At 70.1% G+C, this 26,578-nt stretch carries 29 protein-coding genes; 7 read left to right on the top strand and 22 right to left on the bottom strand.

Features of this window, described 5'->3' with window-relative positions:
• Positions 1 to 111: 111 nt before the first annotated feature.
• Positions 112 to 1,938 carry an endonuclease/exonuclease/phosphatase family protein gene (locus ACHBTE_RS25680; RefSeq protein WP_394726433.1) on the top strand — a complete coding sequence of 609 codons (1,827 nt, stop codon included), beginning with the start codon at positions 112 to 114 and terminating at the stop codon, positions 1,936 to 1,938.
• A gap of 13 nt (positions 1,939 to 1,951) precedes the next feature.
• Here the strand turns inward: ACHBTE_RS25680 and ACHBTE_RS25675 are convergent, their stop codons facing one another.
• From ACHBTE_RS25675 to ACHBTE_RS25655, 5 genes are all read right to left on the bottom strand, one after another.
• Entirely contained in the window at positions 1,952 to 2,683 is a 732-nt protein-coding gene (locus tag ACHBTE_RS25675) for an SRPBCC domain-containing protein (protein ID WP_394726432.1), read from the bottom strand.
• Between the two features lie 13 nt (positions 2,684 to 2,696).
• On the bottom strand, positions 2,697 to 3,305 hold the full coding sequence (locus ACHBTE_RS25670; RefSeq protein ID WP_394726431.1) for an ArsR/SmtB family transcription factor: 609 nt from the start codon (positions 3,303 to 3,305) through the stop codon (positions 2,697 to 2,699).
• An 81-nt stretch (positions 3,306 to 3,386) separates the two neighbouring features.
• Positions 3,387 to 4,088 (bottom strand): antibiotic biosynthesis monooxygenase, encoded by a 702-nt coding sequence (locus ACHBTE_RS25665; RefSeq protein WP_394726430.1) that lies wholly within the window; start codon positions 4,086 to 4,088, stop codon positions 3,387 to 3,389.
• 295 nt (positions 4,089 to 4,383) lie between these two features.
• Positions 4,384 to 4,821 (bottom strand): DUF3618 domain-containing protein, encoded by a 438-nt coding sequence (locus tag ACHBTE_RS25660; protein ID WP_394726454.1) that lies wholly within the window; start codon positions 4,819 to 4,821, stop codon positions 4,384 to 4,386.
• A 209-nt stretch (positions 4,822 to 5,030) separates the two neighbouring features.
• Positions 5,031 to 5,450 (bottom strand): phage holin family protein, encoded by a 420-nt coding sequence (locus ACHBTE_RS25655; protein WP_394726429.1) that lies wholly within the window; start codon positions 5,448 to 5,450, stop codon positions 5,031 to 5,033.
• Between the two features lie 267 nt (positions 5,451 to 5,717).
• Here ACHBTE_RS25655 and dapA point away from each other — a divergent pair, with 267 nt between their 5' ends.
• Positions 5,718 to 6,629, top strand: a complete 912-nt coding sequence (gene dapA, locus ACHBTE_RS25650) for a 4-hydroxy-tetrahydrodipicolinate synthase (protein ID WP_394726428.1) — start codon at positions 5,718 to 5,720, stop codon at positions 6,627 to 6,629.
• A 139-nt stretch (positions 6,630 to 6,768) separates the two neighbouring features.
• Here dapA and ACHBTE_RS25645 read toward each other — a convergent pair whose 3' ends face one another.
• From ACHBTE_RS25645 to ACHBTE_RS25585, 13 genes are all read right to left on the bottom strand, one after another.
• On the bottom strand, positions 6,769 to 6,990 hold the full coding sequence (locus ACHBTE_RS25645; RefSeq protein ID WP_394726427.1) for a hypothetical protein: 222 nt from the start codon (positions 6,988 to 6,990) through the stop codon (positions 6,769 to 6,771).
• 246 nt (positions 6,991 to 7,236) lie between these two features.
• Entirely contained in the window at positions 7,237 to 8,226 is a 990-nt protein-coding gene (gene dapD, locus ACHBTE_RS25640) for a 2,3,4,5-tetrahydropyridine-2,6-dicarboxylate N-succinyltransferase (protein WP_394726426.1), read from the bottom strand.
• Positions 8,227 to 8,303: 77 nt separating this feature from the next.
• Complete coding sequence (locus ACHBTE_RS25635; RefSeq protein WP_394726425.1) at positions 8,304 to 8,840, bottom strand: TetR/AcrR family transcriptional regulator; 537 nt, start codon at positions 8,838 to 8,840, stop codon at positions 8,304 to 8,306.
• Complete coding sequence (locus ACHBTE_RS25630; RefSeq protein ID WP_394726424.1) at positions 8,840 to 9,160, bottom strand: DMT family transporter; 321 nt, start codon at positions 9,158 to 9,160, stop codon at positions 8,840 to 8,842. Before ACHBTE_RS25630 ends, ACHBTE_RS25635 begins: the two co-directional genes overlap by 1 nt.
• 82 nt (positions 9,161 to 9,242) lie before the next feature.
• Positions 9,243 to 10,103: an endo alpha-1,4 polygalactosaminidase gene (locus tag ACHBTE_RS25625; protein ID WP_394726423.1), complete on the bottom strand. Its 861-nt coding sequence runs from the start codon at positions 10,101 to 10,103 to the stop codon at positions 9,243 to 9,245.
• Between the two features lie 177 nt (positions 10,104 to 10,280).
• Positions 10,281 to 10,613 carry a metal-sulfur cluster assembly factor gene (locus ACHBTE_RS25620; RefSeq protein WP_057618336.1) on the bottom strand — a complete coding sequence of 111 codons (333 nt, stop codon included), beginning with the start codon at positions 10,611 to 10,613 and terminating at the stop codon, positions 10,281 to 10,283.
• Positions 10,610 to 11,077 carry a Fe-S cluster assembly sulfur transfer protein SufU gene (gene sufU / locus ACHBTE_RS25615; protein ID WP_394726422.1) on the bottom strand — a complete coding sequence of 156 codons (468 nt, stop codon included), beginning with the start codon at positions 11,075 to 11,077 and terminating at the stop codon, positions 10,610 to 10,612. The genes ACHBTE_RS25620 and sufU overlap by 4 nt, the downstream gene beginning before the upstream one ends.
• 21 nt (positions 11,078 to 11,098) lie before the next feature.
• Positions 11,099 to 12,355 carry a cysteine desulfurase gene (locus ACHBTE_RS25610; protein WP_394726421.1) on the bottom strand — a complete coding sequence of 419 codons (1,257 nt, stop codon included), beginning with the start codon at positions 12,353 to 12,355 and terminating at the stop codon, positions 11,099 to 11,101.
• Positions 12,352 to 13,116: a Fe-S cluster assembly ATPase SufC gene (gene sufC / locus ACHBTE_RS25605; RefSeq protein WP_394726420.1), complete on the bottom strand. Its 765-nt coding sequence runs from the start codon at positions 13,114 to 13,116 to the stop codon at positions 12,352 to 12,354. Before sufC ends, ACHBTE_RS25610 begins: the two co-directional genes overlap by 4 nt.
• Positions 13,117 to 13,123: 7 nt before the next feature.
• Positions 13,124 to 13,456 (bottom strand): bifunctional 3-phenylpropionate/cinnamic acid dioxygenase ferredoxin subunit, encoded by a 333-nt coding sequence (locus ACHBTE_RS25600; RefSeq protein WP_125523988.1) that lies wholly within the window; start codon positions 13,454 to 13,456, stop codon positions 13,124 to 13,126.
• Positions 13,453 to 14,637, bottom strand: a complete 1,185-nt coding sequence (gene sufD / locus ACHBTE_RS25595; RefSeq protein WP_394726419.1) for a Fe-S cluster assembly protein SufD — start codon at positions 14,635 to 14,637, stop codon at positions 13,453 to 13,455. The genes ACHBTE_RS25600 and sufD overlap by 4 nt, the downstream gene beginning before the upstream one ends.
• An 86-nt stretch (positions 14,638 to 14,723) precedes the next feature.
• Positions 14,724 to 16,148, bottom strand: coding sequence for a Fe-S cluster assembly protein SufB (gene sufB, locus ACHBTE_RS25590; RefSeq protein WP_394726418.1), 1,425 nt, complete (start codon positions 16,146 to 16,148; stop codon positions 14,724 to 14,726).
• Positions 16,145 to 16,906 (bottom strand): helix-turn-helix transcriptional regulator, encoded by a 762-nt coding sequence (locus ACHBTE_RS25585; protein ID WP_394726417.1) that lies wholly within the window; start codon positions 16,904 to 16,906, stop codon positions 16,145 to 16,147. The genes sufB and ACHBTE_RS25585 overlap by 4 nt, the downstream gene beginning before the upstream one ends.
• A 161-nt stretch (positions 16,907 to 17,067) precedes the next feature.
• Between ACHBTE_RS25585 and ACHBTE_RS25580 the strand changes: the two genes are divergently transcribed.
• The 4 genes from ACHBTE_RS25580 (at position 17,068) to ACHBTE_RS25565 (ending at position 20,678) form a co-directional block, all read left to right on the top strand.
• The gene (locus ACHBTE_RS25580; protein ID WP_394726416.1) at positions 17,068 to 17,865 is read left to right on the top strand and encodes an aminoglycoside N(3)-acetyltransferase; all 798 of its coding nucleotides are present in this window, start codon (positions 17,068 to 17,070) and stop codon (positions 17,863 to 17,865) included.
• A gap of 45 nt (positions 17,866 to 17,910) precedes the next feature.
• Positions 17,911 to 18,834, top strand: a complete 924-nt coding sequence (locus ACHBTE_RS25575; RefSeq protein ID WP_394726415.1) for an ABC transporter ATP-binding protein — start codon at positions 17,911 to 17,913, stop codon at positions 18,832 to 18,834.
• Positions 18,835 to 18,884: 50 nt separating this feature from the next.
• Positions 18,885 to 19,601 (top strand): ABC transporter permease, encoded by a 717-nt coding sequence (locus ACHBTE_RS25570; protein WP_394726453.1) that lies wholly within the window; start codon positions 18,885 to 18,887, stop codon positions 19,599 to 19,601.
• Positions 19,602 to 19,664: 63 nt separating this feature from the next.
• A complete protein-coding gene (locus tag ACHBTE_RS25565; protein ID WP_394726414.1) occupies positions 19,665 to 20,678 on the top strand; it encodes a heme A synthase in 1,014 nt (337 codons plus the stop codon).
• Between the two features lie 7 nt (positions 20,679 to 20,685).
• On the opposite strand, the gene ACHBTE_RS25560 is transcribed toward ACHBTE_RS25565, so the two are convergent.
• The 4 genes from ACHBTE_RS25560 to ACHBTE_RS25545 all read right to left on the bottom strand — a co-directional run bounded on the left by ACHBTE_RS25560 (position 20,686) and on the right by ACHBTE_RS25545 (position 24,091).
• Positions 20,686 to 21,375, bottom strand: a complete 690-nt coding sequence (locus ACHBTE_RS25560) for a nucleotidyltransferase (RefSeq protein WP_394726413.1) — start codon at positions 21,373 to 21,375, stop codon at positions 20,686 to 20,688.
• Positions 21,376 to 21,493: 118 nt separating this feature from the next.
• The gene (locus ACHBTE_RS25555; RefSeq protein WP_394726412.1) at positions 21,494 to 22,600 is read right to left on the bottom strand and encodes an amidohydrolase family protein; all 1,107 of its coding nucleotides are present in this window, start codon (positions 22,598 to 22,600) and stop codon (positions 21,494 to 21,496) included.
• A 102-nt stretch (positions 22,601 to 22,702) separates the two neighbouring features.
• Entirely contained in the window at positions 22,703 to 23,035 is a 333-nt protein-coding gene (locus ACHBTE_RS25550) for a hypothetical protein (protein WP_394726411.1), read from the bottom strand.
• Positions 23,036 to 23,107: 72 nt separating this feature from the next.
• Positions 23,108 to 24,091 carry a heme o synthase gene (locus ACHBTE_RS25545; RefSeq protein WP_394726452.1) on the bottom strand — a complete coding sequence of 328 codons (984 nt, stop codon included), beginning with the start codon at positions 24,089 to 24,091 and terminating at the stop codon, positions 23,108 to 23,110.
• A 351-nt stretch (positions 24,092 to 24,442) separates the two neighbouring features.
• Here ACHBTE_RS25545 and tkt point away from each other — a divergent pair, with 351 nt between their 5' ends.
• Positions 24,443 to 26,548 (top strand): transketolase, encoded by a 2,106-nt coding sequence (tkt, locus tag ACHBTE_RS25540; protein ID WP_394726410.1) that lies wholly within the window; start codon positions 24,443 to 24,445, stop codon positions 26,546 to 26,548.
• Positions 26,549 to 26,578 lie beyond the last annotated feature (30 nt).

Raw genomic sequence — 26,578 nt, 5'->3', positions numbered from 1 at the left:
TCACTGTATTTTCTACGCGCGTCGCCACCGCCCCACCGGTCGCGCCTGCATCCACCGTTCCACTGCACCACCCTCGTCCCGGCGCTCACATACGTCCCCGGAGGGATCCCGTTGCCGAGCAAGAAGTCCGCGCGTCTCGCCGCGCTCACCGTCGCCGCCGTCTGTTCCGCGGCGTCCACCGTCGCCCTCACCGCTCCGGCGCACGCCGACTCCGTGCGCATCCATGACATCCAGGGCAGCACCCGAATATCGCCGTACGCCGGCAAGCAGGTCACGGACGTGGCCGGAATCGTCACCGGCGTACGCACCTACGGCTCCTCCAGAGGTTTCTGGATCCAGGATCCGAGCCCCGATGCCGACCCGGCCACCAGCGAGGGCGTCTTCGTCTTCACCAGCTCCACCCCGAAGGTCGCCGTCGGCGACTCGGTGCTGGTCTCGGGCACGGTCACGGAGTACGTGCCGGGCGGCGCCTCCTCCGGCAACCAGTCGCTGACCGAGATCACCAAGCCGACGGTCACCGTCGTCTCCAGCGGCAACGCCGTGCCCGCCGCGACGGCCGTCGACGAGGACTCGGTGCCGCACCGGTACACCCCGGCCGGCGACAGTGCCGCGAACGGCTCGGTGAACGGCCTGACGCTGCGGCCGACGAAGTACGCCCTGGACTTCTACGAGTCCCTCGAGGGCATGAACGTCCGGATCGCCGACGCCCGGGTGGTCACCGCGACCGACGACTTCCACGAGCTGTGGGTGACCGTCAAGCCGTGGGAGCACCGCAACCGCCGCGGCACCACGGTCTACGGCTCCTACGACTCCCAGAACACCGGCCGGCTCCAGATCCAGTCCCTCGGCCCGGGCGCCGAGTTCCCGGTCGCGAACGTCGGTGACACGCTCGCCGGCAGCACCACCGGCCCGCTGGACTACACCCAGTTCGGCGGCTACACCCTCGTCGCGAGCGAGCTGGGCACGCTCAAGAGCGGTGGCCTGAAGCGGGAGACGACGCAGAAGCAGGGGCGCGGCGAGCTGGCGGTCGCGACGTACAACGTCGAGAACCTGGACCCGTCCGACGGCACCTTCGACGCGCACGCCTCCGCGATCGTGAACAACCTCCAGTCGCCCGACATCGTGTCCCTGGAGGAGATCCAGGACAACAACGGCGCGACGAACGACGGCACGGTCGCCGCCGACCAGACCATGCGGAAGCTGATCGACGCGATCGTCGCCGCGGGCGGTCCGGCCTACGAGTGGCGTTCCATCGACCCGGTCGACAAGGCCGACGGCGGTGAGCCCGGCGGCAACATCCGCCAGGTGTTCCTGTTCAACCCGGAGCGCGTCTCCTTCGTGGACCGCGCGGGCGGCGACGCCACGACCGCCGCCGGCGTGACCAAGGTGAAGGGCAAGGCGGCGCTGACCGTCTCCCCCGGCCGGATCGACCCGGCGAACGCGGCCTGGACGAACAGCCGCAAGCCGCTGGCCGGTGAGTTCTCCTTCCGTGGCCGGACGGTCTTCGTGATCGCCAACCACTTCGCCTCCAAGGGCGGCGACCAGTCGCTGCACGCGCAGTACCAGCCGCCGACCCGTAGCTCGGAGACCCAGCGCCACCTCCAGGCGAGTGCGGTGAACGCCTTCGTCAAGGACATCCTGGCCGTCCAGAAGAACGCGGACGTCGTCACCCTCGGAGACATCAACGACTTCGAGTTCTCCGGCACCGCCGAGCTGCTGGAGAAGGACGGCGCGCTGTGGTCGGCGATCAAGTCGCTGCCCAGGAGCGAGCGTTACTCGTATGTCTACCAGGGCAACGCCCAGACGCTCGACCAGATCCTGGTCAGCCCGTCGATCCGGCGCTCCTGCGACTTCGAGTACGACAGCGTGCACATCAACGCTGAGTTCAACGACCAGATCAGCGACCACGACCCGCAGGTGCTGCGGTTCCGTCCGTAACCCCGGCCGGGGTTCAGGGCCGGCTGAACACTCCGTTCAGCCAGCCCTGCCAGGCCGCCTCGGCCGCCTCGGCGTCGGCGTCCGGCGCGAAGTCGTGGATGCTGATGCCGACCGGGGCGCCCCAGTGGTTGCGCCCGAAGAGACGGATGAGCGCGGTGTCGGTGCGCAGCCCGATGAAGTACGGGTTGCGGTAGTCGAGTACGGCGTCGAAGACCTCCGGTCCCCGTACGGTCACCCGCGCGCCGCTCGCGTCGTCGCCGCCGAGCCCGAGCGCCGCTCGGACGGCGGCGAAGGCGTCCGGCGCCTGGCTCGCCTGCGGCCCTTCGAGCTGGGCGAAGGTCACCGGGCTGGGCGCGAAGTGCGTCAGGTACTCGCGCAGGGTGTGCAGATAGAAGTCGGTGTGCTTGGCGGCGCCGTCGTACTGGGTGTCCCAGTCGTCGGTGAAGATCCCGCTGTGCACATAGCGGACCCAGGCACGCTTGCCGCCGTCGCGCGCCTCGATGACGTGCTCCAGCTGGTTGACCGACTGGGTCGGGAATCCGACGTCCTCGCTGCGGACGGTGAGGTGGTTCGGCGGATCCCAGGCGGTGACCTCGGAGCCGAAGGCCGCGGCGCCGCCGACACGCGGCTCGGGGGGATCCATCGGCCACAGATACGCGGCGGTCCCCTGGGTGACGGCCTCCCACACCTCCTCCGGCGAGGCGTCGACTTCGAACTCACGGACGATCTCGAATTCCTTGGACATGGTGGGCTCCTGCTTACCGACTGTCGAGTTCAGGGTTCTGGTGCTTGACCGTGGGGTGGACTGCGACCACGATCCGGTGATCCCGCCCGCCCTCGGCCCCGGGCGCGTCGTACTTGCCGATGAGCGCGGTGACGCCGGCCGTCAACTCCTGGATGAAGGCGGCCCGTTCGGCGGCCGAGGCGAAGCGGACCTCGCCGTCCAGCGCGTACGTCGCCAGCCTCTTGCGGGCCTTCGCCGCGCCCGTGATCAGCGAGCCGACGTCCCGGACGAGCCGGGCACCGAGCGCGAGCAGCCAGCGGGCCGAGAGCTGGTCGCGGAAGCGGTCCGGATCCGGCTGCACGGAGGCGAGTGCGAGCGGTGAGATCACGTACGACGCGGCGGTCGCCTGCATCAGCCGCTCGGTGACATTGCCCTTGCGGCGCTCACCGGCCAGCTCGACCAGGCCGTGCCGCTCCAGCGCCTTCAGGTGGTAGTTCACCTTCTGCCTGGGCAGCCCGACCTTGCCGGCCAGCATGGCGGCCGACGCGGGGCCGGCCGCCAGTTCGGCGAGCAGCCGGGCCCTGGTGGGGTCCAGGGAGACGGCTGCGGCCTCGGGGTCCTCGATCACGGTGACGTCCAGCATGCGTCCACCGTCTCACCGAAAACTTTTTTTGTCCAGACGGTTGGAACTTTCGGTGCAGGGTCGGTGTGCGGGGGATGAGGCTCACCCGGGGACGAGGCCGAGCGCGTGCTCGTACCGGCTGACCGTGCTCCCCTTCAGTCCCGGCCAGGTCTGCACGCGCTCCCACAGCTCGGTCGCCGAGCCGACACCGTTGCCCGGGGCGGCAAGGGCCGCGGCGTGGGCTTCGGCGCTCTCCCACTCGGCGTAGTTGAGGACGCGGGTGCCGTCGGTGCTCAGGTGGAAGTGGGCGGAGATGCCGCCGGGGTGGGGGTCCGGCTCGCTCTCCAGCGCCTCGAAGACGGCGTCGACCCAGGCACGCTGACGGTCCGGGTCGGGCCCCTCGAACTCGATGTCGACGACCACGATGCTGCCTGGGACGCGGGTGTCGCCGTCCCGGCTGCCGCTGCGGTAGTGCCGGTAGCGGCCCAGCCCCACCCGCTCGATGCCCGGCACGGCGATGTCGATCTCGTCGACGCGCTCCTGCCGATGCGTCTTGACGAAGGCTTCGTAGGCCTGCTCGCCGCTCCACTGCGAGTAGTGGAGCAGGGTGGAGGCGTCCTCGCCGGTGTAGACGTGGTAGCCGAGCAGGTTCGCGGCGGGCCAGGGGCGGCGCTGCCAGGTGCCGGCGATGGCCTCGACGGTCTGCTTCTGCCGCAGGGAGGTGCCCACGCGCCAGGTGCTGAAGAGGGAGGCACCGATCTCGGGACGGGTCAGGTCGGGGTGGGCGTCGGTGCGGCGGGTCATGGCGGGCTCCTTCGGGTGATCGATACGGGCGCTGTGTGCGACGCCCGCGCGGCGGACGCTGCGTGCGCGTGCGCTGTGTGCGGCGCGTGCGCTGTGTGCGGCGCGTGCGCTGTGTGCGGCGCGTGCGCTGTGTGCGGCGCGTGTACTGATCACCCTCTGACCTCAAGTGGACTTGAGGTCAAGTGACTTGTCGTGGCGGCGAGCCATGCCCGAACGCGACGGCGGCGCGGAACCGTCGTCCGGTTCCGCGCCGCGTACCCACAGACCCACGACAGAGGCTGTGATGGGTGCGTTCCTAGTGGTGTCGGCGCCGCAGCACCCCCGCGGCGACCGCCGCTCCGACCGCCGCTCCGACGATCAGGACCGGCCGGGGGTGCCGCAGCCCGGCCTGGACCGCCGTGCGGACGGGGCGAGGCACACGGTGCTCGACCACGTGACCGGCGTGCGTCGCCCTGTCCTGGACGGTGTGCCCGGCCTGCGATGCCCGGTCCTGCATCGTGTGCCCAGCCTGTGCCGCCCGGTCCTGGACGACGTGCCCGGCGCGTGCCGCCCGCTCCTGCACGGCGTGGCCCGCCTGGGCCGCGCTGCTGCGCAGTTGCACGGTCATCGCGCCCGCCTTGTCCCTGAGGTCGGCGGCGCGGGCCATGGCGCGGCCCTTCACATCCGCCTTCCCGGCCAACTCCGCGACTGTCTCGCCGAGTTCACCGCGCGTCCGCTCGATCTGCCGGCGCAGCTCCTCGGGCCCCTTGGCCCCACCGCCGGCCTTCTGCGCCGCCGACTTCCCGGCGGAGGAGGCCGTGCCTGCCGCGGTCTTGCCCGCGGAGGTGGCCTTGCCTGTCGCGGCCTTACCCGTTGAGGTGGCCTTGCCGGTGGCGGTCCTGCCCGCGGCGGCAGCCTTCTTCGCGGCCTGCGCGGCGCTCTTGTCCCCCGCCTTCTTCTGCGTCATCGATGGGCCCTTTCCTTGATCTCCTCGACATCCGCCCTGACGTTGCCGAGCGCCTCTTCCGGCGCCGGGGGCGCGGCCTGACGCAACTGGGTGCGGCCGGTCGCCGCCAACAGGGCGGCCAGCGCGAACAGCACCCCGGTCACGATCAACGCAGCGGCCCACACGGCCAACGTCAGGGAGAGGGCGGCGGTGGCGGCCACGGCCAGGAACAGCAGACCGGCGTAGGCGACGGCGCCCGCCGCACCCAGCAGGCCACCGCCGCGACCGGCGCGCCGCCCCTTCTCGGCCAGTTCCTCCTTGGCGAGGGCGACTTCCTGCCGTACGAGCCGGGAGAGCTGTTCGCCCGCCTGCCCTACGAGTTCGCCCACCGAGTGGTGCCCTTGGGGCGCCGGTTCGGGGGCCGTGTTCCCGGTCACGGTGTCCGCCTCCTCTCGGTTCGGACCTCCCGGGTACCCGGACCGGCCCCCACTACCCCTGCCGTCCGCCACCGGCCCCCGGTTCACCCGGCCGGCCGACCGTTGCCCGGGACCTGTCGAGGCCGGCCCCGCAACAGCACGTCCTCGGCACGGAGTTCGGGCACAGCGAACAATGCCGCAGACAAGCCGAACCCCTCACCATCACTTACGAATACGTCGTAGAAAAATTAAGTGGAGCTACGAAATGGTCCGGCCGAGACTGTTCCCATGACGACCGCCGCCACGCCGCCCACCCCCGCCCCGCCCTTCGGCCGCGCCCTGTGCGCCATGATCACGCCCTTCACCGACGTGGGGTCGCTCGACCTCGACGGCGCCCAGCATCTGGCCGACCTGTTGGTGGGTGAGGGCTGCGACGGCCTGGTGCTCTCGGGCACGACCGGCGAGTCGCCGACCACGACGGACGCGGAGAAGTCGGATCTGATCAGGGCCGTCCGGGAAGCAGTGGGTGACCGGGCGTCGGTCGTCGCGGGTGTGGGCACCTTCGACACCCGGCACACCGTGGAGCTGGCCCTGGCGGCCGAAAAGGCGGGCGCCGACGGCCTGTTGGTGGTCTCGCCTTACTACAGCAGGCCCCCGCAGGACGCCGTCGAGGCACACTTCCGCGACATCGCCGACGCGACCGGACTGCCCCTCGTGCTCTACGACATCCCGGGCCGGACCGGCACCCGCGTGGAGCCTCAGACCCTGATCCGTCTCGCCGAGCACCCCAGGATCGTGGCGGTGAAGGACTGTTCCTACGACTTCCTGGCCGCGCAGAAGGTCCTCGCCCGCACGGAGTTGGCGTACTACGCGGGCTGCGACGAGCACAATCTCGCCCTGTACGCCGTGGGCGGCGCCGGGTACATCAGCACGGTCGCGAACGTGATCCCCCGCCACCTGCGTTCCGTGCTGGACACCTTCGACGCGGGTGACACCGCCGCGTCCGCCCGCCTCCAGCAACGCGCCACGCCCCTCATCGAGTTGATGATGGCGGCAGGGCTGCCGGGCGCCGTCACCGCCAAGGCGCTCCTCCACGCACTCGGTCTCCCCGCCGGCCCGGTCCGCACACCGCTGCGGCCCGCAGGCCGCGAGGCGGTCGAACAACTGCTGGCCGCCCACCAGGACTTCATGTCGCGCTGATCGGCCCGCTACGGGCCGGGCGGCGGGCTCGCCACGCGCGCCGGGACCGGGAAAGCCTGAGTGGGGCTCGTACCGCACTCAGGCGCGATACGAGCCCCACCCATCACCTGCGGCCCCCGCCGTTCTCCGCTGTCAGCCCTCAGCCCCAGGAATACCCGTCACCGACGAGCAGGAAGTGCTCCAGCACATCCTCCATGGGGTCGTCCACCTGACCGAGGTTGACCAGCCCGATGCGCGGCCCGTTGTGCGATGCCGTGTTCGTCTCATCCGCGTACGCCTGCCCGGCCGGCAACCAGCACGCCCCCGCCACGGTCACCACCCCGACCACCAACCGCAGCACGCTCCGCGTCCGCTCGCTCATCTTCCCTCGATCCACCATCGGCCCTCATTTCGTCGGTTCGGCATGTGATCGGAAACTGCGTCCACCCGTTCATCTGCCTGAACCACCCGGAGGTCACGCCGAGTAACCCGTACGAGAGCGCGTCCGCGCCGACTTTGGCGGTCCGGTCGCGGGGCCGTCGATCCCTCGGCCGCCGGCGCACACGCACGAGCGCCCTCCCGGGCCGCCCTGGGGCCGCGGAAGGGCGCTCGACGAAGAGCAGGTGCGTCAGTTGTGGCTGTGCAGGATGTCGTTCAGGCCACCCCACACCGCGTTGTTCGGGCGGGCCTCCACCGTGCCGGTGACCGAGTTGCGGCGGAAGAGGATGTTGGAGGCGCCGGAGAGCTCGCGGGCCTTGACGATCTGCCCGTCGGGCATGGTCACGCGGGTGCCCGCGGTGACGTACAAGCCCGCCTCGACGACGCACTCGTCGCCCAGCGCGATGCCGACGCCCGCCTCGGCGCCGATCAGGCAGCGCTCGCCGATGGTGATGATCACGTTGCCGCCGCCGGACAGCGTGCCCATGGTGGAGGCACCGCCCCCGATGTCGGAACCGTCGCCGACGACGACACCCGCGGAGATACGGCCCTCGACCATCGACGTGCCGAGCGTGCCGGCGTTGAAGTTGACGAAGCCCTCGTGCATGACCGTGGTGCCCTCGGCGAGGTGCGCGCCCAGGCGGACCCGGTCGGCGTCGGCGATGCGCACGCCCTTCGGCGCCACGTAGTCCGTCATGCGCGGGAACTTGTCGATCGAGGTCACCTGGAGGTGCAGGCCCTCGGCGCGGGCGTTCAGGCGGACCTTCTCGACGTCGTCGACGGCGACCGGGCCGAGGGAGGTCCAGGCGACGTTGGCGAGGAAACCGAACTGGCCCTCCAGGCTCAGGCCGTGCGGCTTGACCAGGCGGTGGGAGAGCAGGTGCAGACGGAGATAGACGTCGTGCGCGTCGATCGGCTTCTCGTCGAGCGAGGCGATGACCGTGCGGACCGCGACGACCTCGACGCCCCGGCGGGCGTCCGGCCCGACCGCCGCGGTGGCGCCACCGCCGAGCAGCTGGGCGGCCTGCTCGGCCGACAGCCGCTCGCTGCCGGAGGGGCCCGGCTCGGCGACGAGCTCGGGCGCGGGGAACCAGGTGTCGAGAACAGTGCCGTCCGCAGCGATCGTGGCAAGGCCGGCGGCCACGGCGCCGGTGGTGCGGGGAGTAGTCGTGTCGGTCATGAGGGCAACCTAACCGGCGGGGGGCCACCCGGGCCAACCGGCGGCGACACCGTCTCAGGGTCCGGTCCACCCGTACCTCACGCGATCACCCGCCGCAGCACCTCCCGCGCATACCCCTCGTCGTACGGCACCTCCGTCAGCAGCACCTGCAAGCAGATCCCGTCCATCAGCGCGACCAGCGCCCGCGCGGTCACGGGGTCCGTGCGGTGGGACAGGCGGTCGGCCAGGTCCTGGGCCCACTCGGCGGCCACCGGGCGCAGGGCGGGGCGGCGCAGGGCGGCCAGGTAGAGCTCGTACTCCAGCTCCACCCCGGTGCGGTCGCCGGCGAGCCACTCGCCCATCCAGCCCGCGAGTTGAGCGGCCAGGTCGGTGTGCGGGTCCGCCGCGGCGCCGTGCGCGGCGATCACCTTGGCGAAGCCCTCGTTGGCCTGGCGCAGCGCGGCGACCAGCAGATCGTCGAGAGTCTTGAAGTGGTACGTCGTGGAGCCGAGCGGCACATCCGCCTCCGCGGCGACCGTACGGTGGCTCAGCCCCGCGATGCCCTTCTCCCCGACGACCCGGATCGCCGCGTCGATGATCCGCTGACGTCGCTCGGGGTCGTAGCGGCGGGCCATCAGTGCGCACCGCCCAGGTTCAGCACCACCACGCCGACGATGATCAGCGCGATGCCGGCGGCCTTGGTGACCGTCATCCCCTCCCCGAGGAAGACGATCCCGATGGTGGCGATGGCCGCGGTACCCACTCCGGCCCAGATCGCGTAGGCCGTGCCCACGGCGACGGTCCTGAGGGTCTGGGCGAGCAGTGTGAAGGAGAGGAGGTATCCGACGGCGGTCAGCAGCGACGGCACGAGCCTGCTGAATCCGTCGCTGTACTTCATGGCGGTGGTGGCGGCCACCTCGGCGGCAATGGCTCCGGCGAGCAGCAGGTATCCCATATGTACGAGCGTACACAACGTTACGTACGCCCGTACATAAAGCCCCTGCATTCGAATGCCTGCGTCGATCGCAGGTCCCGGATCAGCACGTCCGACGGCGGTACTCGGATTCCCTCTCGGGTACGACGTCCAGGTCGCGCAGGACGATCGACAGCCGTTCACCCCATCCCTTACAGGCGGTGGCGAGGCCGGCCGCGCGGTACTCGATGACGAACACCCGATCGTCGTAGGCGTCCGCGTAGGCGTCGCACTCGTCGTACTGTCCGCATTCCTCGGCGACCGCGAAGTCGAAGCCGAGGCTCCGCCCCTGCCCGGCGAGTCCGGCGGCGTTCTTCTGGCCGATCGCCAGACCGGCGGCATGGGCCCGGGCGGCGAGCATCCTGCCGAAGGCCACGTTGTCCTCGGCGCTCAGCAGTCCGTCGGACCGCTCGTGCGAGTCGAGGTTGTCGGCCTCGACCGCCTGGTAGCCGGCTGTGGCGCAGTCGTCGATCCACTCCCCCACGACCTCGGCGAGCTGACCGCGCTTGGCGGGTGTCGAGATGTCCAGCACGGCCTCGTCCCAGTCCCGGTCGATCACCAGCGCGCCCTCGTCGTCGCGGAGCAGCAGGCCGGGGTGGTGCGAGCGCCACCAGTCCTCGGTGTCGGGCTGGGCCTGGAAGGCGTTGACATAGCAGATGTTGTAGAGACCCGGCGCCGGTTTCGCGGCGCGGTCGCGGGAGACCGCCCGTACGCCGGCCGGGGGCGGGTAGGAGCCGCCGATCTGGTAGTCGAAGCCGACACCCGGCTCGGGCAGCGTCACCTTCGGCGGGGCGGTGGTGCGGCCCGGCGCACCGGTGCCCTTCTCGTCGGACCCCGTACATCCGCCCGACGCCAGGGTGAGAGCGCCGCACAGGGCTGTGGCCGCCAGCGCGCGGCAGAGGGCACGGGGGACGCGGTGGACCATGATCCGGAGGCTCCTGTCGGTGGGTGAGCTGTGCGCCGTGGCGCGACCCCGGTCATGATGCCGCCCTGCCGCCGGCGCGCGTTCACCCTTTGGCCGACAGGGCTCGGAACATCTGCACGTGAGCACGAACGGCGAGGTCCGATGGACCTCGCCGTTCGTATCTGTGGCTGATGCGGCTCAGACGTTGAAGCCCAGCGCCCGAAGCTGCTCACGGCCGTCGTCCGTGATCTTGTCCGGGCCCCACGGCGGCATCCACACCCAGTTGATGCGCAGCTCGCTGACGAGACCGTCCGTGGCGGACTTGGCCTGGTCCTCGATGACGTCCGTCAGCGGACAGGCCGCGGAGGTCAGGGTCATGTCGAGCGTCGCGATGTTCGCGTCGTCGATGTGGATGCCGTAGATCAGGCCGAGGTTGACGACGTCGATGCCCAGCTCGGGGTCGACGACGTCGTACAGCGCCTCTCGGACCTCTTCCTCCGAGGCCGGCTTCATCTCCACGGTGTCACTCATGCCGTCTTCCTTTCGGCGTCGGCTCCGCCCAGCACCTGGGCCGTCGCGTCCTTCCACGCCATCCAGCTGAGGAGGGCGCACTTGACCCGGGCCGGGTACTTGGAGACCCCGGCGAACGCGACCGCGTCCTCCAGGACCTCCTCCATCGCGTCGTCCGGCTCGATCTTCCCCTTGGACTGCATCAGCTCCAGGAAGGTCTCCTGGATCTTCTGCGCCTCGGAGAGGTCCTTGCCGACGAGGAGTTCGTTCAGTACGGACGCGCTCGCCTGGCTGATGGAACAGCCCTGGCCCTCGTACGAGACGTCCTCGATCTTCGTACCGTCGTACTTCACACGCAGGGTGATCTCGTCGCCGCACGTCGGGTTCACGTGGTGCACCTCGGCGTCGCCATCCCGCAAGCCCCGCCCGTGCGGGTTCTTGTAGTGGTCCAGGATGACTTCCTGGTACATCGAATCCAGCTTCATGCGATCGCTCGTCCCGTCCCGTCAGCCGAAGAAGTTCCGTACGTGCTCCAGGCCGTCCACCAGAGCGTCGATCTCGGCCGGCGTGGAGTACAGATAGAACGACGCTCGCGTGGTCGCAGGAATTCCGTAGCGCAGGCAGACCGGGCGGGCGCAGTGGTGGCCGACCCGGACCGCGATGCCCTGCTCGTCGAGGACCTGGCCCACATCGTGCGGGTGGATGTCGCCGAGGGTGAAGGAGATCGCGGCACCTCGGTCCTCGGCCGTGGTGGGGCCGATGATCCGCAGGTCGGGGACCTCCGCGAACCGCTTCACCGCGTACTCGGTGAGGGCGTGCTCATGGGCGAGGATCTTGTCCATGCCGATCGAGTTGAGGTAGTCGATCGCCGCGCCCAGGCCGATCGCCTGGGAGATCGGGGGCGTGCCCGCCTCGAACTTGTGCGGAGCGGGAGCGTACGTCGACGAGTGCATCGACACCGTCTCGATCATCTCGCCGCCGCCGAGGAACGGAGGCAGGTCCTCCAGCAGCTCCTGGCGGCCCCAGAGCACGCCGATGCCGGTCGGGCCGCACATCTTGTGGCCGGTGAAGGCCACGAAGTCGGCCTGGAGGGACTGCACGTCCAGTGGCATGTGGGGAGCCGCCTGCGAGGCGTCGATGCAGACCAGCGCACCGACCTCCTGCGCGCGGCGCACTATGGCCTCGACCGGGTTGTGGGTGCCGAGGATGTTGGACACCAGCACGAAGGAGACGATCTTCGTCTTCTCCGTGATGACCTCGTCGATGTCGGACAGGTCGAGGCGGCCGTCGTCGGTGAGGCCGAACCACTTCAGCTTCGCGCCCGTGCGCTGCGCGAGCAGCTGCCACGGCACGATGTTGGAGTGGTGCTCCATCTCCGTGATGACGATCTCGGTGTCCGAGTCCACCCGGTAGGGCTCGTCGGCCCAGCCGAGCATGTTCGCCACGAGGTTGAGCGACTCCGAGGCGTTCTTGGTGAAGATCACCTCGTCGCGCGAGGGCGCGTTGATGAACTCCGCGACCTTGTCGCGCGCGCCCTCGTACAGCGCCGTGGCCTCCTCGGCGAGGACGTGCACGCCACGGTGGACGTTGGCGTTGTGCTGCTCGTAGTACTCGGAGAGCACGTCGAGCACCTGGCGCGGCGTCTGCGAGGTCGCCGCGTTGTCCAGGTACACGAGCTTCCTGCCGTCGTGGACGACGCGGTCCAGGATCGGGAAGTCCTTGCGGAGCGCCTCGGTGTCGAGGAGGCCCGGCAGCTGTGTCACGCGGATGCGCCACCCTTCACGTACTTGTCGTAGCCCTCGGCCTCCAGCTGGTCCGCGAGCTCGGCCCCGCCGGACTCGGCGATACGGCCGTTGGCGAACACGTGGACGTGGTCGGGCTTGATGTAGCGCAGGATGCGCGTGTAGTGGGTGATCAGCAGGGTGCCGACCTCGCCGGTCTCACGGACCCGGTTCACGCCCTCGGAGACGACGCGCAGGGCGTCGACGTCCAGGCCGGAGTCGGTCTCGTCGAGGATCGCGACCTTCGGCTTGAGCAGCTCCAGCTGAAGGATCTCGTGGCGCTTCTTCTCACCGCCGGAGAAGCCCTCGTTGACGTTGCGCTCGGCGAAGGAGGGGTCCATGTTGAGGCGCTCCATGGCCTCCTTGACCTCCTTCACCCAGGTGCGCAGCTTGGGGGCCTCGCCGCGGATGGCGGTGGCGGAGGTGCGCAGGAAGTTGGAGACGGAGACGCCGGGGACCTCGACCGGGTACTGCATCGCCAGGAACAGGCCCGCGCGGGCGCGCTCGTCGACGGACATCTCCAGGACGTCCTCGCCGTCGAGGGTGACGGTGCCGGAAATGATCGTGTACTTCGGGTGACCGGCGAGGGAGTAGGCGAGGGTCGACTTGCCCGAGCCGTTGGGGCCCATGATGGCGTGCGTCTCGCCCTGCTTCACGGTGAGGTCGACGCCCTTGAGGATCTCCTTCGTGGCGTTGTCGGCCTCGACGGTGACGTGCAGGTCTCGGATTTCAAGCGTTGCCATGGGTGCCTCAGGACTCCTGGGTGAGGGAGGCGTGTACGTCAACAAGGACGCTGCCCCCTTCGATCTTTACGGGGTATACGGGGACGGGGCGCGTCGCGGGTAGGCCGGACGGCTTGCCGGTGCGGAGGTCGAACGCGGAACCGTGCAGCCAGCACTCGATCTGGCAGTCCTCCACCTCGCCCTCGGAGAGCGAGACGTTCGCGTGGGAGCAGATGTCGTGGATCGCGAAGACCTCGCCCTCGGTGTGCACGAGGGACACCGGCGTGCCGTCGAGTTCCACCCGCTTGGGGGTGTCCTCCTCCAGCTCGCTCAGTGCGCACGCGCGTACGAAGGTGGTCATGCGACCGACGCCTCCAGCTCCTCTTCGATCTTCGCGATGAGGCGCTCCTCGATGTCGTCGACACCGATCTGCTGGACCAGCTCGGCGAAGAAGCCACGGACGACGAGGCGGCGGGCCTCGTGCTCCGGGATGCCGCGGGCCATCAGATAGAAGAGCTGCTCGTCGTCGAAGCGGCCGGTCGCGGAGGCGTGGCCGGCGCCGACGATCTCGCCGGTCTCGATCTCCAGGTTCGGCACGGAGTCGACGCGGGCGCCGTCGGTCAGAACCAGGTTCCGGTTCATCTCGTAGGTGTCGGTGCCCTCGGCCTTGGCCTCGATCAGCACGTCACCGATCCACACGGCGTGCGCGTCGTCGCCCTGGAGCGCGCCCTTGTAGACGACGTTCGACTTGCAGTGCGGGGTGTTGTGGTCGACCAGGAGGCGGTGCTCCTGGTGCTGGCCCGCGTCGGTGAAGTAGAGGCCGAACAGCTCGGCCTCGCCGCCGGTGCCGGCGTAGGAGACGCGCGGGTGCAGACGCACGACGTCACCGCCGAAGGTGACGACCACGGACTTGAAGGAGGCGTCCCGGCCGACCAGGGCGTTGTGCTGGGCCACGTGGACGGCCTTGTCGTCCCAGTCCTGGACGGAGACGACGGTCAGCTTGGCGCCGTCACCGAGGATGTAGTCGACGTTGGCGGCGAGCACGGCGTCACCGGTGTGGTCGATGACGACGACGGCCTCGGCGAACGCGCCCAGCTCGATGACCTGGTGGGCGTAGGCGGTGCCGCCCTCGCCGTGCACGGCGATGCGGACCGGCTCGGTGAGGACCGTCTCCTTGGGGACGGTGATCACACCGGCCTTCTCGAACGCGGAGTACGCCTGGGCGGCGACACGGTCCACCGGGGTGCCCGCCTTGCCGATCCGGGCGTCGTCGCGGCCGACGGTCTCGACGGTGACGCCCTCGGGCGCCTCCACCGTGACCTTCACGCCCTCGCCGTTCGCGACGGCGGTGCCGTCGTGAAGACCGCGCAGGCGCTCCAGCGGGGTGAACCGCCACTCCTCCTCACGGCCGTGCGGGACCGGGAAGTCCGCCACGTCGAAGGACGGGGGCGCGCTCATGCGCGTGGCGACGGTCGACTCGGCGGCCACCGCGATCGAGCCGGCGGTGGTGCTGCCCACCGGGATGTTTTGAGCCTCAGCCATGGCTGTCGGTCTGCTCTCTTCCTACGTTTGCGATCTTCGGCCCGCCGCTGGGGCGGGCCGCCTGCTGCTGAACCGGATGACGGGCCTTAGCCGACCGCGCCTTCCATCTGCAGCTCGATCAGCCGGTTGAGCTCGAGGGCGTACTCCATCGGCAGCTCCTTGGCGATCGGCTCGACGAAGCCGCGCACGATCATCGCCATCGCCTCGTCCTCGCTCAGACCACGGCTCATCAGGTAGAAGAGCTGGTCCTCGGAGACCTTGGAGACGGTCGCCTCGTGGCCCATGGAGACGTCGTCCTCGCGGACGTCGACGTACGGGTAGGTGTCCGAACGCGAGATCGTGTCGACGAGCAGAGCGTCACAGAGCACGTTGGACTTCGCACCCGGGGCGCCCTCGCCGATCTCGATCAGACCGCGGTAGGACGTACGGCCACCGCCGCGCGCGACGGACTTCGAGACGATGTTGGACGACGTGTTCGGCGCCATGTGGACCATCTTCGCGCCGGCGTCCTGGTGCTGGCCCTCGCCCGCGAAGGCGATCGACAGGGTCTCGCCCTTGGCGTGCTCGCCCATCAGGTAGACGGCCGGGTACTTCATCGTCACCTTGGAGCCGATGTTGCCGTCGACCCATTCCATGGTCGCGCCCTCGTAGGCGACGGCGCGCTTGGTGACCAGGTTGTAGACGTTGTTCGACCAGTTCTGAATGGTCGTGTAGCGGCAGCGGGCGCCCTTCTTCACGATGATCTCGACCACCGCGGAGTGCAGGGAGTCCGACTTGTAGATCGGCGCGGTGCAGCCCTCGACGTAGTGGACGTAGGCGTCCTCGTCGACGATGATCAGCGTCCGCTCGAACTGGCCCATGTTCTCGGTGTTGATCCGGAAGTAGGCCTGGAGCGGGATCTCGACGTGCACGCCCTTCGGCACGTAGATGAAGGAGCCACCCGACCACACGGCGGTGTTCAGGGAGGCGAACTTGTTGTCACCGACCGGGATGACGGTCCCGAAGTACTCCTTGAAGAGCTCCGGGTGCTCCTTCAGGGCCGTGTCGGTGTCGAGGAAGATGACGCCCTGCTCCTCCAGGTCCTCGCGGATCTGGTGGTAGACGACCTCGGACTCGTACTGGGCCGCGACACCGGCCACGAGGCGCTGCTTCTCCGCCTCGGGGATGCCGAGCTTGTCGTACGTGTTCTTGATGTCCTCGGGCAGGTCCTCCCAGGACGCCGCCTGCTTCTCCGTGGAGCGCACGAAGTACTTGATGTTGTCGAAGTCGATGCCGGAGAGGTCCGAGCCCCAGTTCGGCATGGGCTTCTTGTCGAACAGCCGCAGACCCTTGAGACGGAGCTTGGTCATCCACTCCGGCTCGCTCTTCTTCGCGGAGATGTCACGGACGACGTCCTCGCTCAGACCGCGCTTCGCAGAGGCGCCGGCTTCGTCGGAGTCGGCCCAGCCGTATTCGTACTTACCCAGGCCCTCGAGCTCAGGGTGGGCAGTCTCCTCGATGGGGAGAGTCATGCGGGGTTCCTCCCGGCCGTGCTTGCAGATGCGTTGTGACTGGTATGGGAAATCTTTGGGATGAACGTCGTGCAGACGCCGTCGCCGTGCGCGATGGTCGCCAGCCGCTGGACGTGTGTTCCGAGGAGCTCGGCGAAGATCTCCGTCTCCGCCTCGCACAGCTGCGGGAACTGCTCCGCGACATGGGCGACCGGGCAGTGGTGCTGGCAGAGCTGCTCGCCTTTTTGAGGGAGGGGTGCGCTGCGCGCCGTTGCAGCGTACCCGTCGGCGCTCAGGGCCTTGGCCAGGGCTTCGGTGCGCTCGTCGGGGCTGACGGCCTCGATCGCCTTGCGGTACGCGCGCGCCTGGGCGGCGATACGGGCCCGGGCGAAGGCGGCGACCGCCTCCTGCCCGCCCTCGCGCTCGGCGATCCACTGCAGGGCGTCCACGGCGAGCTTGTCGTACGACTGGTCGAAGGCGTCACGGCCGCAGTCGGTGAGCGCGAAGACCTTGGCGGGACGGCCGCGCGTGCGCGTGCCGTACACCCGCTGTTCCTTGGCCTCCACGACATCGTCGGCGACCAGCGCGTCCAGATGCCTGCGTACGGCGGCCTGGGTGAGACCCAGCCGGCCCGCCAGCTCGGCGACGGTCGACGGGCCGTGGTCCAGGATGGACCGCGCGACCCGGTTGCGCGTCGAACGATCCGAGCGCATCCCAGCCGCGAGCTCCTCCTGAGGGGTTCCCATGGGGGTCTCCCGAGCCTCGCCGACGTTTTTCACAACGCCATTGTTGCGTAATTCCTCAAAGCCAGGCAAGCGGCGTCCGGCCGCGGCGACGGTGCCCTGCGTCACTTAGGCATACCTAATCTGACCTGCGGAAACGATCTTTGATCGATCAATTCGGTGGCGCCGCGAGAGCTCGTCCGCAAGACTGCGCAACCATGTCCACACCCCCTCCGACCGGCCCTCTTGTCACCCGGGACACCCTCGCAGCACAAATCCGCGAGCTGGGCGTCCGAACCGGTGAAACCCTCCTGGTGCACTCCTCGCTCAGCTCCCTCGGCTGGGTCTGCGGAGGCCCCGTCGCGGTCGTCCAGGGACTCCTCGACGCCCTTGGTCCGGACGGGACGCTGGTGGTCCCGAGCCAGAGCAGCGAGCTGTCGGACCCGGCGGTCTGGGGCGACCCGCCCGTGCCCGAGGAGTGGTGGGAGACCATCCGGGCGACCATGCCCGCGTACGACCCCGCCGTCACGCCCACGCGCGGGGTCGGTGTCGTCCCCGAGACCGTGCGGACCTGGCCGGGCGCCCTGCGCAGCGCGCATCCGCAGACGTCCTTCGCCGCCGTCGGCCCGCGCGCGGGCGAGATCGTCGCAGGCCACGATCCCGACTGCCGCCTCGGCGAGCGCAGCCCCCTGGCCCGGCTGGAGGCACTCCACGCGCGCGTGCTGCTGCTCGGCGCCGGCTACGACACCTGCACCAGCTTCCACCTCGCCGAGTACCGGATCCCGTCGCCGCTGGTGAAGGTGGGCCGGCCGGGGCCCGCGGGCTGGGAGGTGGTGACCGAGGTGTCGATCACCTCGGAGCGGTTCGACGAACTGGGGCACGACTTCGAGCGGGACCGCCCCGTTCTGCGGGGCAAGGTGGGCGCGGCCGACGCACGGCTGTTCCCGGTTGCGGACGCGGTGGCGTACGCGGTCCGCTGGTTGCAGACGCACCGGCCTCGCGCGCAGGAGATGTGAACCCGGCCGTTCGGGGGAGCGAGGGCGTACCTAGACTCTGGAGCCATGCGAAGTGAGCCCGTGGTCCAGGTCCGGTCCCTGGTGAAGCGGTACGGCGACAAGACCGCGGTGGACGGCCTCGACCTGACGGCCCGGGCGGGCGTCACCGCCGTACTCGGACCCAACGGCGCGGGCAAGACGACGACCGTCGAGACCTGCGAGGGATACCGCAAGCCGGACTCCGGCACGGTGCACGTCCTGGGGCTCGACCCGGTGAGGCAGTCCCGGGAGCTGCGGCCCCGGATCGGCGTGATGCTCCAGTCCGGCGGCGTCTACTCGGGCGCGCGGGCGGACGAGATGCTGCGCCATGTCGCCAAGCTGCACGCCGATCCGCTGGACGTCGACGCCCTGATCGAGCGGCTCGGCCTCGGCGGCTGCGGCCGGACCACCTACCGCCGGCTGTCCGGCGGCCAGCAGCAGCGCCTCGCGCTCGCCATGGCCGTCGTCGGCCGCCCGGAGCTGGTGTTCCTGGACGAGCCGACGGCCGGGCTCGACCCGCAGGCCCGCCGGGCCACCTGGGAGCTGATCCGGGACCTACGGGCCGACGGCGTCTCCGTGATCCTCACGACCCACTACATGGACGAGGCCGAGCAGCTCGCCGACGACGTCGCGATCATCGACGGGGGCCGGGTCATCGCCCAGGGCTCCCCCGAGGAGCTGTGCCGCGGCGGTGCGGAGAACACGCTCCGCTTCATCGGCCGCCCGGGCCTGGACGTGGGCTCCCTGCTGAAGGCCCTGCCGGCCGACTGCACGGCGGCGGAGCTGACGCCGGGCTCGTACCGGGTCGTCGGCAAGGTCGACCCGCAGCTGCTCGCCACGGTGACGTCCTGGTGCGCGCAGCACGGGGTGATGCCGGACCGGATCTCGGTGGAGCGGCACACGTTGGAGGACGTCTTTTTGGAGCTCACAGGCAAGGAGCTGCGTTCGTGACGACCACCGGCACCTACACCCCCCGGCCGGGCGCGGCGCCGCTCCCCCGCATGATCGCGGCCCAGGCGGCGCTGGAGACGAAGATGCTGCTGCGCAACGGCGAGCAGCTGCTGCTGACGGTGGTGATCCCCACCCTGCTGCTGGTCCTGTTCAGCTCGGTGGACATCGTCGACACCGGCGCAGGCGAGGCGGTCGACTTCCTCACCCCCGGCATCCTCGCGCTCGCCGTGATGTCGACGGCGTTCACGGGGCAGGCGATCGCCACGGGCTTCGAGCGACGGTACGGCGTGCTGAAGCGACTGGCCGTCTCCCCGCTGCCGCGCTGGGCCCTGATGACGGCGAAGACGGTGTCCGTGCTGGTCACCGAGATCCTCCAGATCGCGCTGCTGACGGTGATCGCCTTCGCGCTGGGCTGGTCGCCGCACGGCAACCCGGTGGCCGTCGTCCTCCTGCTGATCGTCGGGACGGCCGCCTTCTCCGGGCTCGGCCTGCTGATGGCCGGCACGCTGAAGGCCGAGGCCACGCTGGCCGCCGCCAACCTGGTCTTTCTGCTGCTGCTGGTCGGCGGCGGGGTGATCGTCCCGCTGGACAAGTTCCCGGCCGCGGCACAGGACGTCCTCGGCCTGCTGCCCATCTCGGCGCTCTCCGACGGACTGCGGGACGTGCTCCAGCACGGCGCGGGGATGCCCTGGGGCGACCTGGGGATCCTGTCCGTCTGGGCGGTCCTGGGGCTGGCTGCGGCGGGGAGGTTCTTCCGCTGGGAGTAGTCCGGTGAGCCCGGCACCGACCCTCGTGAAAGCGTGCACAAGCAGCCGCCTACGATAGAGCGCGTGCCAAACCTGACCCGCGCCGACGCCCTGGCGGCCGTGCGCAACCCGCTCGCCTTCATCGCCGCTCGCTGGACCCCCGACCCGAGGACGGTCCGGCGCGCGGCCCTCGCCGCGCTCGTGATGTCGGTGCTCATCGTGGTCACCGGTGGTGCCGTGCGCCTCACCGGTTCCGGGCTCGGCTGCCCGACCTGGCCCAAGTGCACCGACGACTCGCTCACCGCCACCAGCGAGATGGGCCTGCACGGCGCCATCGAGTTCGGCAACCGCATGCTGACGTACGTGCTGTGCGCCGCCGTCGGCTGGGCGATCATCGCCGCCCGTTCCACCAAGCCCCACCGGCGCGATCTGACCCGGCTGGGCTGGGCGCAGTTCTGGATCGTGATGAGCAACGCCGTGCTCGGCGGCATCGTCGTCCTGGTCGGGCTGAACCCGTACACGGTCGCGGCCCACTTCGTGGCCACGTCCGCCCTGATCGCGGTCGCCACGGTGATGTGGCAGCGCACCCGGGAGGGCGACGCACCATCACGCCCCCTGGTCGGCAAGGCGGTCCAGCAGCTGGTGTGGGTCCTGATCGTGGCCTCGGTGCTGCTGATCCTGGTCGGCACGGTGGTGACCGGTGCGGGCCCGCACGCGGGCGACTCCAGCGAGGTCGAGCGGATGCCGGTCGACTGGGAGGCCGTCAGCAAACTGCACGCCGTGCTGGCGTGGATCGTGGTCACACTGACGTTCGCCCTCTGGTTCGTCCTCAAGGCGGTCGACGCCCCCAAGGGCCCGCTGCACCGCACCCGCGACCTCTTCCTGGTCCTCCTCGCGCAGGGCGCCATCGGTTACGTCCAGTACTTCACCGACCTGCCGGAGCTCCTGGTGGGCCTGCACATGTTCGGCTCGGCCGTGACCTGGATCGCGGTGCTGAGGGTGCTGCTCGCGCTGCGGGAGCGGCCCGAGGTCGCGGTGCCCGACCTGCCCCTTCAGTCGTACGACGCCACGAGCGCGTCGATCGCCGGGCCCAGGTAGGCACGCGTCAGCCCGGCCCGGCCCGGCGCGCCGCCCGGCCGTCGGCGGGCGGCGCGGCCCCGTCGTAGCGACGCACGCGGATGTCGTCGACGACCTCGGCGGGCGCCCCGAGACGTGGCAGCAGGTCCAGCGCCTCCCGCTTGGAGATGAGCCTGCCCTCGCGCACGGTGACGCCGGCCCGGGCGAAGGTGACCATGCCGAGGTCGACCCAGCTGTCCTCGAGCCACAGCCCGGCGTCGTCGATCTTCCGCCGCCAGTAGTCGCGCTGGTCGGCCAGGACGAAGTCGGCGAGTTCCCGGTCCGTCTCCGGGGGCAGCAGCCCGGCCGGCGCCCTTCCGTGCAGCACGCGTCCGAAGGCGTGCAGCTCGCGCCGGGTCACCGGGGTGACCGGCCGCTTGAACAGCTGCTGGTGCGCCCAGGTGAGATGGCGCCGTCCGGTGTCGGCGAGGGTGTCCGGCGTCAGGTACGAGCACTGCAGCTCGGCGGCGAGCGGCTCCGCCCGCAGCCGGGCGTGGATCTTCGCCAGCCGCCAGACCGTGCGGAGTGGCAGGGGGCCGTCCAGTACGGCGATCAGGTCCAGGTCGCTGCGCCCCTCGTGGCAGTCGCCACCGCCGAGGGAGCCGTGCGCCCAGACGGCCACCGGGTCGAGCGGATCCAATGCGGTGCGGAAACGGTCGAGCAACGCCTCGGTCTGCATCCGCCCAGTCTGTGCAGCGAGGCGCGTGCCGTACACCCCGCATGCCGCACCCCGGCCCCTCGAATGCCGTACACCCCCACGAGTCGCACACCGCGCACGGCACGCCCCTCGCATCCGGTCACTCCAGCCCGTACACCCGGCGCGCGTTCCCCGCCGCGACCATGCCGGCCACCCGTTGCGCGTCCCCCAGCGACCACGCGCCCTCGGCGACCCAGCCGCCGAGCACTCGGGCGAGGGCCTCGCGGAACAGGCCGGCGCCCACGACGTGCAGTTCTGGCAGGCCCTGTGCGCCGCTGGAGAACAGGATCTTGCCGAAGGGGGCGAGCTCCAGGATCTCGGCGAGGATCGTCGCCGCCCGCGCGCCGGTGCGGATGAGCGCGGCCCCCGAATCGGCGTAGACGTGCGGGAAGACGCCGGCCAGGTGGGCGGCGTGACGGTGGTACGGGTAGCCGTGCAGCAGGATGAGGTCGGTGCCGAGGCCGGCCGTGGCGCGGACGAAGTCCGTGAGCAGCACCGGGTCGGTACGGTCGATGCGCTGACCCGGCTCGCCCAGCCCCGCGTGCAGTTGGAGGGGCAGCCCCGAGGCCACCGCGATCCACAGCAGGTGCCGCAGCAGGACCGGGTCGGTCAGCTCGTCGCCGACCCTGCGGGCCGCGAGCCAGCGCCCCGCCGCGCCCCGCACCTCCCCGGGCCCGGGCGGCTCCGGCGCGAGCGCGAGACCGTGCCGTACACCCGCGACGGACGTGAAGGCGACCGCGGTCGCCGCGGCGCCGTGCACCGATTCGGCGAGGTTGGCGAGGAAGGACTCGACGGTGCCGGAGGTGTCGGCGACCTGTTCGGCGAGGAGTTCGAGGCGCACGATCTCACGGGCCTCGGCGGAGGCGGCCGAGGCCAGCTCATCAGGGCTGGTGAGGTCGCCGGGGACGCCGGAGTCGATCAGATAGGTCGTGATGCCGCTGCCGCGCAGCAGCCTGCGGCCCGCTTCCAGGACGCCCAGTTCTCGCCGCCGGGCCAGATACCGGGCGGGTGGGCAGTGCGGTTCCAGGCCGAGTAACGGCGGGCACCAGCGCCGTACGGCGAAACCGGTCTGGGTGTCGAAGAGGGTGGTTCCCGGTGCGGGCGGGCCCTCCGTGCGGGCCAGCTGGGCCTCGAAGGTGCCGAGGCCCAGCTCTGTCCTCAGTACGCCGTGGCAGTACTGGTCCACGAGGGACGGCGTTTCGATCATCCGGACTCCCCGTTGCTGGACCGTGTACTCCCTACACGTCCTAACGGGTGAACGGGGCATCAGGTGTTGGTGTCACACACCCCGTGCGAAAGCCGGCCGGTCTCAGCCGTTGCCCGGTCCACCGACCTGGATGCCGGCCATGCGGCTCCATTCGTACGGGCCGGTCTTCACCTTGGCCGCGAACTCGCCGTCGAACTCCTCGTGGGTGGTGACCCCGGCCTTCGCCACCGCCTGCTCGGCGATCGCGTAGGACGGTGCCACCAGGTCGCCCCAGCCGCCGTCCTCGCCGACGAGCACGATCCGGGCGCCGCGCTGTCCGAGGTACGCGACCTGGGCCTCGGCTCCGCCGTGGGACCTGGTGAAGCTGTTGATCTGCTTGGCCAGCTTGGCCACCTTGCGCTCGGCCCGAGCGTCAACCTGCTGCGTGTCTGCCATGGCCAGGATGCTACTCACGGGTAGATCAGCTGGCGAGAGCAGGGCCCTGTGACATATGTCGGCGCGGGGACGTCAGCGCAGGAACGGGTCGACGGCCACGGCGACGAACAGCAGCGACACATAGGTGATCGACCAGTGGAACAGGCGCATCTCCTTCAGCTTCGCGCCCGTCACCTCCGCCTTCGCGCGGTTCTGGAGTGCGTGCGCCTCCCACAGCCACCAGCCGCCCGCCGCGAGGGCGACCGCGGTGTAGAACCAGCCCGTGTAGCCGAGAGGGGTGAGCAGCAGGGAGACGGCGACCATCACCCAGCTGTAGATCACGATCTGCTTGGCGACCACCTTGTTGGAGGCGATGACCGGCAGCATCGGGACGCCCACGCGCGCGTAGTCCTCCTTCACCTTCATGGACAGCGGCCAGTAGTGCGGCGGCGTCCAGAAGAAGATGACCATGAAGAGGATCAGCGGGGCCCAGGTGAGGGAGTTGGTCACGGCCGTCCAGCCGATCAGCACCGGCATACAGCCCGCGATACCGCCCCACACGATGTTCTGCGAGGTGCGGCGTTTGAGGATCATCGTGTAGACGACGACGTAGAAGAGGAGTGCGCCGAGGGACAGCCAGGCGCTCAGCCAGTTGACGGTCAGACCGAACAGCAGGGTCGAGACGACCGCGAGGGCGATGCCGAAGGCCAGGCACTCGCGCGGGCCGACCATCCCGGTGACCAGCGGGCGCTGCGAGGTGCGGTCCATGAGCGCGTCGATGTCACGGTCGATGTACATGTTCAGCGCGTTGGCGCCGCCTGCCGAGAGGTAGCCGCCGACGCAGGTGAGCAGCACCAGGCCGAGGTCGGGCACGCCCTGCTCGGCCAGGAACATCACCGGAACGGTGGTGATGAGCAGCAGCTCGATGATCCGCGGCTTGGTAAGCGCCACGAAACCCTTGATCCGGGCCCCGATCGGCCGGCTCGGGCTCTGGCTCGTCCCGATCTCCCCCACAGCCTTAACGGCATGGGCGGTGCCCCCATCCGCTGGACGGGATTCAACGGCCGTCACGCACACCCCTGACAGAGACATCCCAGCAAGCCCCCCGGTGTGAAGTCCCGGTAAAGGCTCGCGCGTACCACGCCACTGTAGACGTTGCCCAGACCCGGACATCCGCGGGGGTCGGGTCGTGTTGAGCGGCGCCCCGGGAGAGCGGGTCCGCACTCGGTTGAGCACTCGGACGAGCGGCTGCGTATTCAGTTGCCGAATGCGCTCCTGCCCAGTCGGGAGGCGGATCCCCGTCAGTCCCGGCAGTCTGGAATGACTCGAAAAGACGCACGTACTTACGGGGGTAGGCTCGACCACGACCGGCGCCCGATGCACCGGCATTCGACATGCGTGACATGTGGAGAGGAGCCCTGACCCAGGGTGAGCACCAAGCCGACCACCACAGACCTCGAGTGGACCGAGTTGGACCAGCGGGCCGTCGACACCGCTCGTGTCCTGGCCGCCGATGCCGTACAGAAGGTCGGCAACGGCCATCCGGGTACGGCGATGAGCCTGGCGCCTGCCGCCTACACCCTCTTCCAGAAGGTGATGCGGCACGACCCGGCGGACGCCGACTGGGTCGGGCGCGACCGCTTCGTGCTGTCCGCCGGCCACTCGTCCCTGACCCTCTACACCCAGCTGTACCTGGCCGGTTTCGGCCTGGAGCTGGACGACCTGAAGTCGTTCCGTACGTGGGGTTCGAAGACTCCGGGCCACCCGGAGTACGGCCACACCACGGGCGTGGAGACCACCACCGGCCCGCTGGGCCAGGGTGTCGCCAACGCCGTCGGCATGGCGATGGCCGCCCGCTACGAGCGCGGTCTGTTCGACCCGGAGGCCCCGGAGGGCACCTCGCCCTTCGACCACTTCGTCTACTGCATCGCCGGTGACGGCTGCCTCCAGGAGGGCATCTCCGCCGAGGCGTCCTCGATGGCCGGCCACCAGAAGCTCGGCAATCTGATCCTGCTGTGGGACGACAACCACATCTCGATCGAGGGCGACACCGAGACGGCCGTCTCCGAGGACACCGTCAAGCGGTACGAGGCGTACGGCTGGCATGTGCAGCGTGTCGAGGCCCAGGAGAACGGGGACCTCGACCCGGCCGCCATCTACGCCGCGATCGAGAAGGCCAAGGCGGTCACGGACAAGCCGTCCTTCATCGCGATGCGCTCGATCATCGCCTGGCCCGCCCCGAACGCGCAGAACACCGAGGCCGCCCACGGCTCGGCGCTCGGCGACGACGAGGTCGCGGCCACCAAGCGCGTCCTCGGCTTCGACCCGGAGCAGAGCTTCGAGGTGGCCGACGAGGTCATCGCCCACACCCGGGGCGCCCTGGAGCGCGGCCAGGCGGCCCGTGCCGTGTGGGAGAAGTCGTTCCAGCAGTGGCGGGACAACAACCCCGAGCGCGCCGCCGAGTTCGAGCGCGTCGCCAAGGGCGAGCTGCCCACCGGCTGGGAGGAGAAGCTCCCGGTCTTCGAGCCCGGCAAGGGTGTCGCCACGCGCGCCGCGTCCGGCAAGGTGCTCCAGGCGCTGGGTGCCGTGATCCCCGAACTGTGGGGCGGTTCGGCCGACCTGGCCGGCTCCAACAACACGACGATCGACAAGACGTCGTCGTTCCTCCCGGCGGACAACCCGCTGCCGGAGGCCGACCCGTACGGCCGCACGATCCACTTCGGCATCCGTGAGCACGCCATGGCCGCCGAGATGAACGGCATCGCGCTGCACGGCAACACCCGGATCTACGGCGGTACCTTCCTCGTCTTCTCCGACTACATGCGCAACGCCGTACGGCTGTCGGCGCTGATGCATCTGCCGGTGACGTACGTGTGGACGCACGACTCCATCGGTCTGGGTGAGGACGGCCCGACGCACCAGCCGATCGAGCACCTCGCGTCGCTGCGCGCGATCCCCGGTCTCAACGTGGTGCGTCCCGCCGACGCCAACGAGACGGCGATCGCCTGGCGCGAGATCCTGAGGCGCTGGACCAAGGAGTTCGGCAAGGGTGCCCCGCACGGTCTCGCGCTGACCCGTCAGGGCGTGCCGGTGTACGAGGCCAACGACGATGCCGCGCGCGGTGGTTACGTGCTGTTCGAGGCCGAGGGCGGCGAGCCGCAGGTCGTGCTGATCGCCACGGGTTCCGAGGTGCATGTGGCCGTCGAGGCGCGTGAGGCGCTCCAGGCCGACGGGGTGCCGACGCGGGTCGTGTCCATGCCGTCCGTGGAGTGGTTCGAGGAGCAGGACCAGGGGTACCGGGACAGCGTCCTGCCGCCGGCCGTCAAGGCGCGGGTCGCGGTGGAGGCCGGGGTCGGTCTGACCTGGCACAAGTACGTCGGGGACGCGGGTCGCATCGTTTCCCTGGAGCACTTCGGTGCTTCGGCCGACGGCAAGGTGCTTTTCCGGGAGTACGGCTTCACTGCCGAGAACGTGGCCGCCGTCGCGCGGGCCGTGCTTGATTCAACTACGGGCCTCGCCGCGACCCAGCGCTGACGCTCATATACGAGACGTAGGAGTTTGATT

The sequence above is a fragment of the Streptomyces sp. M41 genome (genome assembly GCF_043673425.1).
In the GTDB taxonomy this organism is placed as follows: domain Bacteria; phylum Actinomycetota; class Actinomycetes; order Streptomycetales; family Streptomycetaceae; genus Streptomyces.
The sequence above is the reverse complement of the archived record's forward strand: the minus strand, read 5'-3'. Positions and strand labels throughout refer to the sequence as shown.